General features: G+C 35.6%; 7 protein-coding genes and 1 pseudogene. 4 read left to right on the top strand and 4 right to left on the bottom strand.

From position 1 onward, the window contains the following. Window positions 1-5: 5 nt before the first annotated feature. Entirely contained in the window at window positions 6-605 is a 600-nt protein-coding gene (locus tag ABJF08_RS11195; protein WP_348116327.1) for a nitroreductase family protein, read from the top strand. Between the two features lie 56 nt (window positions 606-661). On the opposite strand, the gene ABJF08_RS11190 is transcribed toward ABJF08_RS11195, so the two are convergent. The 4 genes from ABJF08_RS11190 to ABJF08_RS11175 all read right to left on the bottom strand — a co-directional run bounded on the left by ABJF08_RS11190 (window position 662) and on the right by ABJF08_RS11175 (window position 7,279). Continuing rightward, on the bottom strand, window positions 662-2,089 hold the full coding sequence (locus ABJF08_RS11190; RefSeq protein ID WP_348116326.1) for an SDR family oxidoreductase: 1,428 nt from the start codon (window positions 2,087-2,089) through the stop codon (window positions 662-664). A gap of 103 nt (window positions 2,090-2,192) precedes the next feature. Next, window positions 2,193-5,873 carry a M1 family aminopeptidase gene (locus ABJF08_RS11185; protein WP_348116325.1) on the bottom strand — a complete coding sequence of 1,227 codons (3,681 nt, stop codon included), beginning with the start codon at window positions 5,871-5,873 and terminating at the stop codon, window positions 2,193-2,195. Between the two features lie 2 nt (window positions 5,874-5,875). Further along, entirely contained in the window at window positions 5,876-6,775 is a 900-nt protein-coding gene (locus ABJF08_RS11180; protein ID WP_348116324.1) for an ABC transporter ATP-binding protein, read from the bottom strand. 78 nt (window positions 6,776-6,853) lie between these two features. Beyond that, the gene (locus ABJF08_RS11175) at window positions 6,854-7,279 is read right to left on the bottom strand and encodes a hypothetical protein (RefSeq protein ID WP_348116323.1); all 426 of its coding nucleotides are present in this window, start codon (window positions 7,277-7,279) and stop codon (window positions 6,854-6,856) included. Between the two features lie 79 nt (window positions 7,280-7,358). Between ABJF08_RS11175 and argS the strand changes: the two genes are divergently transcribed. From argS to ABJF08_RS11160, 3 genes and pseudogenes are all read left to right on the top strand, one after another. Continuing rightward, the gene (gene argS, locus ABJF08_RS11170; protein ID WP_348116321.1) at window positions 7,359-9,143 is read left to right on the top strand and encodes an arginine--tRNA ligase; all 1,785 of its coding nucleotides are present in this window, start codon (window positions 7,359-7,361) and stop codon (window positions 9,141-9,143) included. Between the two features lie 358 nt (window positions 9,144-9,501). Continuing rightward, window positions 9,502-10,080, top strand: a complete 579-nt coding sequence (locus ABJF08_RS11165; RefSeq protein WP_348116319.1) for a tail fiber protein — start codon at window positions 9,502-9,504, stop codon at window positions 10,078-10,080. A gap of 2 nt (window positions 10,081-10,082) precedes the next feature. After that, window positions 10,083-11,675: pseudogene (locus tag ABJF08_RS11160) on the top strand (hypothetical protein); the annotation flags it as partial.

The raw sequence follows: 11,675 nt of genomic DNA, 5'->3' as shown, positions 1-11,675 counted from the left end.
GATATATGAGTTTTTTAGAATCGATGCAATGGAGGTATTCCACAAAGAGATATAATTCTTCAAAGAAAGTAGCGGTAGATAAAATGGAAGAATTGAAAGAGATTCTTAGGTTATCACCTTCTTCTATAAATAGTCAACCATGGAATTTTACATTTGTAAATGATGCCGATTTAAAAGATAAATTAGCTGAAGCTTCTTACTTTAATGAACATAAAATCAAAGATTGCGATACTCTAGTTGTTTTTAATAGAGTTGATAATTTAGAATTTTTTGAAGAACAAATAGAAAACTCATTACCAGATGGCTCTGTAGAGTATTATAAAGATGTTTTAAAGCCGTTGCCAAAGAAAGATATAACTGCGTGGTTTGATAAGCAAGTTTACCTTTCTATAGGTGTGTTATTAAGCGCTTGTGCTCAAATGAAAATAGATGCTACACCCATGGAAGGTATCGATGCTGTAAAATATAATGAAATTTTAGGGCATGAGGATTATCATTCTGTAGTGGCAGTTGCCGTTGGGTACCGCGATGAAGATGATAGTAATCAAGTAGACCGAAATCCTAAATCTAGATTACCTATAGAAAAAGTGGTAACCTCTATTTAAATAAATATCCTCACGAGAGAAAGAAATGTATCTATCTCTCGTGAGGATTTTTAGTACTACTTCCCACCAGCAATATGCCTCAACATACCAGCAAAAATAAAATAGTGAAAAGGTAACATAGAAAACCAGTACAATCTGCCCCAGATTCCCTTGGGTCTAAAAGTTGCTGTTTGATGTACAACGTTATTGTCATCTATCTCAAACTCTAACCATGCCTCTCCAGGTACACGCATTTCAGCAAAGAGTAACAATCTTTTTCCTTCCCGATCTGCAACAAGAACACGCCAAAAATCTAAAGCATCTCCAGGATAAATTGTGGTAGGGTTGGTACGCCCACGTCGCAATCCTACACCACCCAAAAGCTTATCCATATAACCTCTTATTTTCCATAAAAATGTTGCGTAATAGTAACCGTTTTTACCGCCTATGGACCATATTCTCTCTAACGCTGCTTTAGGATCATTTGTGGCTAGTTTTTGAGCATCCTTCAGACATCCATAACTTGGGACCTGTTTATATTTATTGAGATTATATTTAAATCTACCGCTCACCATAGAATCTTTCCAGCTGCTTACTACTTGATTCTGCTCAATTTTTGCAAAAGCCATAGTAAGCGCCTCTTGATAATCGTATAATTCTATGCCTAATCGTTGAGCAAGATCATTCTTAGAAGCGATTACTTCTATGGCCATGCTGTTTACTAGATTTTGAGCAAGTTTATAACTCGTGCTAGTTACAAAGTACAACCAGTAACTACTCAACTTAGGCGTCATCACAGGCACTGTAATTATAGCTAGTTTTAAGTTTCTGTTTTTAGCATAACCTTGCATCATTTCCTTGTAGGTTAAAACGCTTTTACCACCTATGTCAAAACTTTGACGATAACAATCTTCTCTGCCCAAAACACCTATCAAAAAACTCATTACATTACGTATAGCGATGGGATGGGTTTTAGTATTCACCCATTTAGGAGTGATCATTAAAGGTAACTTTTCACACAGGTCGCGTACTATTTCAAAAGAAGAACTACCACTGCCCACAATTATTCCAGCTCTTAATACCGTGAGGTTGTAATCTCCTGTATAAAGTATGTCTTCAACTCGCTTTCGCGAAAGCAAATGCTTACTCAATTTATCCTCATTTACTATTCCAGAGAGATAAATAACCTGTTTACATTCTGTATTTCTTATTAGTTTTACAAAGCTTTGAGCACTTTGCGCTTCTAATTGATCAAAATCTTCTGTGCTCGATGTCATGGAATGGATCAAGTAATAAGCAGCGTCGATATCTTTAGGCAACTCGTCATTAAGATCTACTTCTAGAAAATCTACTTCTATAATTTCGATTTGATCTCGTATCTCCTGCGGCACAGATAGTCTCGCGGCATTGCGCACAGCACAAACCACCTTATGATCTGCTTTAAGAAGTTCATATAATAAACGGACTCCTATATAACCGTTTGCACCTGTAAGTAATACTTTCATGTCTTAAAGATACTACACTAGGTATTTACCTACAGCAATAGTTTGTTAAAACAAAAAACGCCATCTGGTGAGGATGGCGTTTTAAGACTATGATCAAAGTATTTTACTCTTCTTTTTTCTTACCGTCAGATTCGGTTACTTTTTTACGGTTATCATTAGTACCTCTATCTATTAGTTTGTTATAAGGGTCGATACCTACTTCTACAGGTTTCTTAGTAACGAGTATAGATTGATTATTTTCAATGTCAGTAAATTTTAGTTTCTTTAAAAACAGCACTTCTTCTTCACCAGTTTCTTCATTTTCTTCTCCAAATATTCCTATTTCTATATAGTCGGCAAGTGGTAGGGAAGAAATGGCTTTCTTTTTACCTTTTGGAGTAAAGCTAAGACTGTCACCAGTAACTGAAGCATAAGATTTCTCGCCTCTTTTATCAGACCTGTATTTACTTACCAGACTTTTTATGTTCACGAGATATTCATCTTCATTGATCTTTGTGTAGGTGGCGTCGGTAACTTCATTATCATAGAGAGTAATGGTTTCAAACATATCTTTTATGACATACTGTAATGAATCTGGAGTGACTGATTTAACGTCATCTACAAATTCTATAGCAGTAGGGTATGGGGCGCTTTTGAACTGATGCTTTTCAGCAAATCGTTTAATGACTCCATTAAACTTCTTTTCACCTATGTAATCACTCATGGCATATAATACTAGAGAACCTTTTTGATAATGTATATATTGTTGGTTTTCATTATACATTAAAGGATTTTCTTTAATAGACTCTCCAGTACGACCAGATAGATAACCATCCAGTGCATCTTTAAGAAATTTGCGCATTTGATTTTTACCATAGACCTTTTCTAATACTTTAAGACAGCTGTACTCAGACATACTTTCAGAAAGAAGAGTAGCACCTTTTGCATTTGCACCTATTACTTGGTGCGCCCACCATTGGTGTGCCAGTTCATGCGCTGTAATAGCTAGTGGATAATCTACTGCATCCTTGTCTGTATCATCAACATCGGCTATAAAACCTACACCTTCACTAAAAGGAATCGTGTTTGCAAACGCTTGTGCAAAACTTCCATATCCTTTAGGGAATTCAATAATGCGCGCCTGTCTGTGCTGGTATGGTGTGAAATTCTCATTATAATAATCCAGTCCTTCTTTTAAACCCTTCATCATGCGATCTAGGTTATAAGTATGATCTGGATGGTGATATATTTCTAGATTCACTCCATTGTGAACTTCTTTTTTTACGTCATATCTACCGCTCAAAAACGAATAGAAATTAAGCATCTTAGAGTCCATTTTATAATGAAAATACTTCTGTCCATTTTCTTCCCATTCTTTAATTAAATATCCCGGTGCGATCGCTATCTGATCTGGAGAGGTACTTACTGTAGCTTCAAAATCTATCCAGTCACTATTACCACCTATATAATTATTATCAGTTGCGCCAGGACTAGTTGCTGCAGGTAGCCTATCCTTAGGAAGTAGGTCATACTTCTCTCTTAATTTTACATTGCGCAATTCATAGGCATCATTATAACCTATAGATGGATACATGCTGTTATTTAAAAAAGTACCATTACTAGCAATAGGAGATTTATTATCCATAAATCTATTTTCTTCATTATGCATGGTAAATTTCATGATAAGCGTGTCACCAGGTTGCAGTGCTTCATTGAATTGATACATTCTATATTGATAATCTTCGTTATCATAGACCACTTCAGTAGCTCTGTCTAGTGTAAATTCTACAGGGTAATCTGTTACATTTACATGAAGAGTGTCTATCGCAACCATAGTCTGATTAATCAATGTATAGGTAGCACCAGCTTTAAAATCCTTTGTCTCAGGAAAAATGTCCATAAACGTATTTACAGCAACCAGTCTAGGTTGTGCAATGTTTAAATATTGTCCTAAATCTTTTTCATAATTCACACGACGCTCTTCTTGTTCTTTACCGGTAAGACGCTCATTGTCATAGTTGTTTATTTTCCAGATGTAACCACCTAAACCTATAAACCCCAATAAAGAAATGGATGCAATGGTTATAATTGATTTTGATAATCTCGCTTTCGCGAAAGCGATACGACCAGCAACATCTGTGCTCATACCACGTCTATAGAACAATAAAGCAACACAAAGTAACACGATGCCGAATAGAATCCAATACACACGATAGGTATAATAGGGTGCAAGCGCATCTCCATAACCGTTAAAATCTGATGGGCTAGGTTCTTGTACAGAATTAAAGTCAAAAATGGCTTGGTCTATTCCTATTGCTCCAGTTACTATAGGTATGGCAACACCTAGGATTACTAATACAGCAAGTCCTAACCATTTGTTTTTAATTAATGTATGTACTAACAGCGACATTAAAATCCATGGGATGTATTTCCAGATGTTAAGGAAAAACGCCTGAAACAAATAGAGGTCTATCTGATAATCATGAAATGATAAAAAGGATTGTGTTGCTATACCACAAATTATAAGTATAAACTGTAAAACGCCTAACATGAGAAACAACGCTGCTATATTAGAAACTAGAAACAGCCAGCTCTTAGTAGGTGTCACATCTACTATTTGTTTAATGTGAGCAGAGTTAGAACGATCTATTAAAAACCCTGAATACAAGAAGATTAATAAAAAAGAAAATAACAACACATAACCAGATGGTATGCCTAGCATAACCCATGTTTTAGGTAGTAATGGTGTGCTGAAAATAAGACCGCTATTAAACATCATTACAAAGGTTAACACTATTGTTAGAAAAGAAATAATGATAAACGGCCATCCATAAATAATGTATTTAGTATCGCTTTTAATAAGATGCCATAAGGTAGAAAGCTGCCCTTTTAAGGAGAAATCTGTGGAGACAGTAGGCAAGATTATTTTGCTTATTCCGCTTGTGTTTTCCTTCGTTATTTTTTTTGATTTTTTAGATTTAAATAAAGTCACTGCGTTTTGAGCAAAGTTAAATCTGGCAATAACGATACCTAGGATAAGAAGAGAAACACCAGCCCACAAGACTCTGTTCCATAAAATCATATCTTTAAATGGTAACATGAGATAGCTCTGTTCTATAGGTGTCCAGTACTTTGTAGTCTGATCAGTGGCTACTATTCCTAGTGGATCTGCAAGAGCGAGCCAGAATGGATCTTCTACTTGATCTACAAATGAGGTCACTATTAATTGCACAATAATTAAGGTAAGAATAGACATGAAACCCACATTCATATTGCGAGTAAAAACGATAATAGCAAAGACTATAGCGCTATAAAAAATCACGTTAGGAACTACAACTATGAGAAACGGCTGTACATAATTCCATAGATGAAAAGGGCCGAGAAGTTCTGGATTTGTTCCCGGTAGATAACCACCTATCATTAACCCCACGACTATTAGAAAAATAAGGATTAGGTAGATAGAAATACCGGCACAATATTTAGCCAGTAAGTATTCCCATTTTTTTATAGGGTAAGAGTAAAGCACGTTGTGCATGTTATTCTTGAAATCTCGATAAATGGTGCTACCTACAAATGTGGGAATCATCAAATAACAAAAAATAGATATAAGAGAAATAGATTTTAAGATCTCAAATGGACTGTTTATAAATGAATTGCTCGTAGTAGTTGCATTATCACCGTCAAAAAAACCTGCTGGCTCAGCCATTACCAGCATACCTAAAATTAAAAAGATTGCAGCAAATACATAAAAAAGCGGTTTCTTAAACCACGTTTTTATCTCGTGAATAAATATGGTAGAGAACATAATTAAACTATTTCTGGTTGGGTAGTAAATTTGTCACTACTTAGTGTGGTAAAGTAAACGTCTTCTAGTGTTGGATTCGCTTTCGCGAAAGCGGCACCAGGACTAACATCTCCATAAACACGTACAGTAAGCATGTTGTCTTCATTATAACTAGAAGAAATGACTTTGTAATCTTTTTGCATTTTTTCTATAGCCTCACGATTTACCGTAGTAGTCCATACTTTATCTTGTAGGCTTGCCACCATTTGTTTAGGTGTACTTTGTGCAAGTATCTTACCGCCGTTAAGAATAGCCATGTCGGTACATAATTCTTTTACGTCATCTACTATGTGTGTAGAAAATATAACGATATGATTGGTCCCTATTTCTCTAAGAACATTTAAAAAGCGATGACGCTCTGCAGGGTCCAGCCCGGCAGTAGGTTCATCTACTATTATAAGTTTTGGGTTATTTAATAATAATTGAGCGATACCAAAACGCTGTTTCATACCACCTGAATAACCAGCCACATGTTTATCTTGGACATCAGTAAGATTAGTCACCTCAAGAGCTTTTTCTACTATGGCTTTGCGTTCCGTTTTATTGGTGATTCCTTTTAAATTAGCAAAATAATGCAGCAAATCATGAGCACTCATTTTAGGATACACACCAAATTCTTGTGGTAAGTAGCCTAAGTTCTTTCTGAATTCGATCTTGTTATTTAAAATATCCAATCCTTCTAGATGTATACTACCAGAGTCAGGAGACTGTAAAGTAGCAATAGTTCTCATTAAAGAAGATTTACCAGCACCGTTAGGACCTAGTAAACCGAACATACCAGCGTTAATATCTATCGTTACATTATCTAGCGCTTTTACACCGTTGCTATATGTTTTAGAAACATTCTTTAAACTGAGAATCATGTGATTGAAATTTATTATTTAAAGAGTTAGTGTCTCCTTCATCTAATACGTTACATTTTTCTCTTATAAAGACGCAGATTATAAATCATCTATGTACTCAAAACCTTGGTCAGATTTTAATTGAGCGAGCTTTTCAAAAAACTTATGAATCTTTTTATGATCTGCTTTTACTTTAATAAAGTAGTTGTCTCTATGTATGCTGTACTCTTGTGCTTTTCCTTTATAAATAACCAGTTTATAATAAGGAATAGGAAGGGCATAGGTTTCTAGTAAAGATCTAAATCTTACAATTACACCATTTTTCCTTAATTCAACATTGCAAGAATTGATGTTGTTATCCAGCACTAATAGGTTGTGAATCTGTATGCTGCATGCGGTTATAAAAAGCTTGGGAGATCCAGATCCTTTTAATTTCCACCTTTCTTTTAATGTTAGAATAGTGCCAACTTCATTAGAAATGGCGCGTTCTATTTTAGGATTATTGTAAGAGACATTATGTAGCATATCGTAAAGTTACTTTCTTAGTAGTAGTAATTCCCTAAGCCTTTCATAATCCTTATCTTTGCGGGCTTAAATTTTTATTATGACACTGTTTCAACAACTGGAAAACGCATCAAAAGAAGCTGTAAAATCTATTTTTTCTATAGAATTAGAAAATGTGGAAATTACGCTTACGCGAAAGGATCAAAACGGAGACTTTACCATCATGGTATTTCCTATGTTACGTCATATTAAAGGTAATCCAGCAGCGATAGGTCAGCAAATAGGAGAATATCTTAAAGAGAATACCGATTTAGTTACCGATATAGAAGTCATTAAAGGTTTCTTAAACATAACAGTTGCTGCAACCGCATTCTTAGAAGACTTTAATCGTATTCTGAGTGATAAGAATTATGGTATAAAAGATCAAGATACGACGCAACCTGGTGTTATGGTAGAATACAGTTCTCCTAACACAAATAAACCGCTTCACTTAGGGCATGTTAGAAATAACTTACTAGGTTTTTCGGTAGCAAATATTATTGAGGCCACTGGACGCACAGTAAACAAGACACAAATTATAAACGATCGAGGTATTCATATTTGTAAATCTATGCTAGCATGGGAGCAATATGGAGAAGGCGAGACTCCAGAATCTACAGGTTTAAAAGGAGATAAATTAGTAGGTAACTACTATGTGAAGTTTGACCAAGAATATAAGAAGGAAATAGCAACTCTTATAGCTCAAGGTAAAACCGAAGAAGAAGCAAAGAAAGAAGCTCCATCTATTCTAGCTGCTCAAGAAATGCTTCAAAAATGGGAGCAGGGCGATGCTGAGGTAGTTGCACTATGGGAAAAGATGAACAGCTGGGTTTATGACGGTTTTGAAACTACCTATAGAAATCTAGGAGTAAACTTTGATAGTTTGTATTATGAAAGTAATACGTATTTACTAGGTAAGGATGTTGTACAAGAAGGTCTTGATAAAGGTGTTTTTGAAAAAGATCCTGATGGTTCTGTATGGATAGATCTTACAGAAGATGGGTTAGATAGAAAAATAGTTCTACGTAGTGATGGAACTGCCGTTTACATGACGCAAGATATAGGAACAGCTATACAGAGAGTAAAAGATCACAACATTAACTCTATGGTTTATACGGTAGGTAATGAACAAGATTATCACTTTAAAGTACTTTTCTTAATACTTAAGAAACTAGGTTTTGATTGGGCAGAGAACTTATACCACTTGAGTTATGGTATGGTAGAGCTTCCTTCTGGAAAAATGAAATCTCGTGAAGGTACTGTGGTAGATGCTGACGAATTGATGGAAGAAATGAATTCAACTGCCAAAACCATAGCGCAAGAACAAGGGAAATTAGAAGGTCTTTCTGAAGATGAGAAAGAACGTCTTTATAATATGATAGGCTTAGGGGCTTTAAAATACTTTATGCTGAAAGTAGATCCTAAGAAAAACATGATGTTCGACCCAGCAGAATCAGTAGATTTTCAAGGGAACACAGGTCCTTTTATTCAATATACCCATGCACGTATTCAGTCGATATTAAAGAAGACAGGATTTGATTCTAATAAATTAATGACTGCCACAAATTTAGAGTTGACAGATAAGGATACCGCAGTGATTATGTCATTACAGCAATATCCTAACATGATTCAAACTGCGGCAGATAAATACAGTCCAGCTTTAATTGCAAACTATGTGTACGAGTTAGTAAAAGAATTCAATTCTTTCTATCAAAACGTACCAAAAATAGTAGAAGAAAAAAATGCAGACTTGAAGCAATTCCGTTTGTTATTATGTTATAAGACAGCAGCTGTTGTAAAAAGCGCTTGTCATCTTATGGGAATAGAAGTTCCTGAGCAAATGTAAAATTCAATAAGAATTCATATCTATTGGTACTAAGCTTCTTTTTAATTCATCGTGAATTAAGAAGAAGCTTTTTTGTTATGGATAATTCATTGAACTGACTCTATCTCTTAATTTTTCTCACTATTTACTAGAATTAGATAGTTTAATTTAAGTTTTAAGCGCTGAGCCCATTTAGTATTTTAGACGAATGACATCCTAATTTATGTGATTTGAGCTGTATTTGGGTATTTATACCCATTAGGCTATGGGTGTAAGTACGTAATTTTAAGTCATCGCCCTGATAACAGGTCATAGCAGGCGTTTTTCAAGTGTATTTTTAGCATCTCAAACCTTAAAAATATAACCTGAAATTACTATTATGAAAAAAACTACTTTTATTTTATTATTCATGCTTTTAGGAAGCGTTTATAATGCGAGTGCACAAGATGGCTTCATAGGTGAAGTGAAAATGTTTGCTGGGAATTTTGCTCCTAGAGGATGGGCGCTATGTGAGGGACAACTTTTGGATATTGGTTCAAATACAGCTTTATTCAGTATTATAGGAACTACTTATGGTGGGAATGGGCGTACCACTTTTGGTTTGCCAGATCTACGAGGTAGAGTACCAGAAGGAGTTGGAACTGGTCCAGGATTATCTACTGTGCAATGGGGGCAAAGAACAGGTACTGAAACTGTGACTTTAACAACAGCAAATTTACCATCACATAATCATACGGTAAATGGTGTGTCAGAAGTAGGAACTACTAATGTTCCTTCAGGAGCTTATCCTGCAAATTCAGGTGTTTTTGATAATGAATATGGGACTGGAACTCCTACTCCTATGCATGCAGGTATGATAGGGTACACTGGTGGAGGTCAGTCAGTTAGTATCAAACAACCTTCTATAGGTATGCATTACATCATTTGTTTACAAGGAATTTTCCCATCAAGAAGTTAGTCATGAGAAATTTTTATAACACCTTATGGGTCAGTTTGATATTTCTTACTGGCTCATTTACTTATGGACAGATCACTCTTAATGGGTGTGATGTTCTATTTGGGGATCAAGATTTTATATTTAATAATGTAGGAACAGACGCTACAGGAAGAAATATATATCAAACAACACCTTTACCTCCAGCAGCTATTCAATCTTGCCCATTGGGCTTTTGCGAGCTCCAGATTTCATGGAGTATTCCAAATAATAGATGGGAACTTGTTGCAGACGATGGTGCGGATGCCACCTTTTTTAATGGAGAGAATTTGATCCAATACAATACTAGTGCATCTTTACCTAACCCTCCAGATTTAACATTAGGAACCTGGACAGATGCTACTCCTGCGGGAGGTTGTGGAGCTGATGGTTTTGACTCCTTAACTGGCGATGTACAGTCCTCTATAATTTTAGGAGATCAAGATCCAGAGGTGACTTTAGTAACACGTACCTTCTATTATACAGAAGGAGATCCAGCTACTATAGCTAATAGTACTTTAACTGTAGTTGACGCTAATAATCATCCTATTACTTCAGCAAGTGTTAGTATATCAGGATTTTTTATTGGAGATGAATTGGCAGTAACAACTCCAGGCCCGTATACTATAAGTTATAATTCAGTTACAGCGGTACTTACTTTAGTCGGTTCAGGGTCTCCCGCTCAAATGCAAACAGCACTACGATCAATAACGTATAGAAATACAGGTGATGATCCTGCAAACGGTAATACTCAAAACACTCGTTTTTTAAATTACACAGTCACAGATTCCACAAATGGTTCAGGTACAACTGGAGCAAATTTTGGTATTTCTATAACTGCAATTAACGATGATCCTACAATTTCTGGATTACCAACAGATATTAGTGTATTGGAAAATACAGCTAGTAATGTAGATCTATCAGCTGTTACTTTTATAGATGTAGATGCAGGAACTAATAATGTTACTTTAACAATCACTGCAGCTCAAGGAACATTATCAGCTTTGTCATCAGGTGGTGTTACAATAAGCGGTTCAGGTACAACAACTTTAACCTTAACAGGTAGTGATGATAATATTGATAGTTATTTAAATATAACTTCAAATGTTCAATACATTGGCCCAGCAGCCTTAATAGGAGATAACGCATCGACTTTAAGTATCATGGCAAATGATGGAGGAAATACAGGAATTGGAGGCGGTTCAAATGTGGCGTTAGGAATAATTAATGTCGATATACAAATGTGTAGTGATCCAGTTCCTGACGCAGCTACATTGGTTAATATAACATCAGAATGTGAGGTAGTTTCACTAACGAGTCCTACAGCTACAAGTAATTGTGGAAGAACAATAACGGTAACAAATGATGCTACTTTACCTATTTCTACTCAAGGAACTACAGTAGTAACCTGGACCTATGATGACGGTAATGGAAACACGTCTACACAAACACAAAATGTGATTATAGAAGATGTTACTGCTCCAGTCGTTACTTGTCCTAGTGATGTTTTAATTACATGTTCAGACAGTGCTGTAGTAAACTATGCACTACCTACGGTAACAGATAACTGTAGTTTACAA

Origin of the sequence: Nonlabens sp., assembly GCF_039941875.1 — a bacterium.
In the GTDB taxonomy this organism is placed as follows: Bacteria; Bacteroidota; Bacteroidia; order Flavobacteriales; family Flavobacteriaceae; genus Nonlabens.
The sequence above is the reverse complement of the archived record's forward strand: the minus strand, read 5'-3'. Positions and strand labels throughout refer to the sequence as shown.

What these genes read in the sequence shown, in the direction of transcription:
- ABJF08_RS11175 (WP_348116323.1), bottom strand. Translation starts at nt 7,279, where the DNA reads ATGCTACATAATGTCTCTTACAATAATCCTAAAATAGAACGCGCCATT.
- ABJF08_RS11180 (WP_348116324.1), bottom strand. Translation starts at nt 6,775, where the DNA reads ATGATTCTCAGTTTAAAGAATGTTTCTAAAACATATAGCAACGGTGTA.
- ABJF08_RS11190 (WP_348116326.1), bottom strand. Translation starts at nt 2,089, where the DNA reads ATGAAAGTATTACTTACAGGTGCAAACGGTTATATAGGAGTCCGTTTA.
- ABJF08_RS11195 (WP_348116327.1), top strand. Translation starts at nt 6, where the DNA reads ATGAGTTTTTTAGAATCGATGCAATGGAGGTATTCCACAAAGAGATAT.
- ABJF08_RS11185 (WP_348116325.1), bottom strand. Translation starts at nt 5,873, where the DNA reads ATGTTCTCTACCATATTTATTCACGAGATAAAAACGTGGTTTAAGAAA.
- ABJF08_RS11165 (WP_348116319.1), top strand. Translation starts at nt 9,502, where the DNA reads ATGAAAAAAACTACTTTTATTTTATTATTCATGCTTTTAGGAAGCGTT.
- argS (WP_348116321.1), top strand. Translation starts at nt 7,359, where the DNA reads ATGACACTGTTTCAACAACTGGAAAACGCATCAAAAGAAGCTGTAAAA.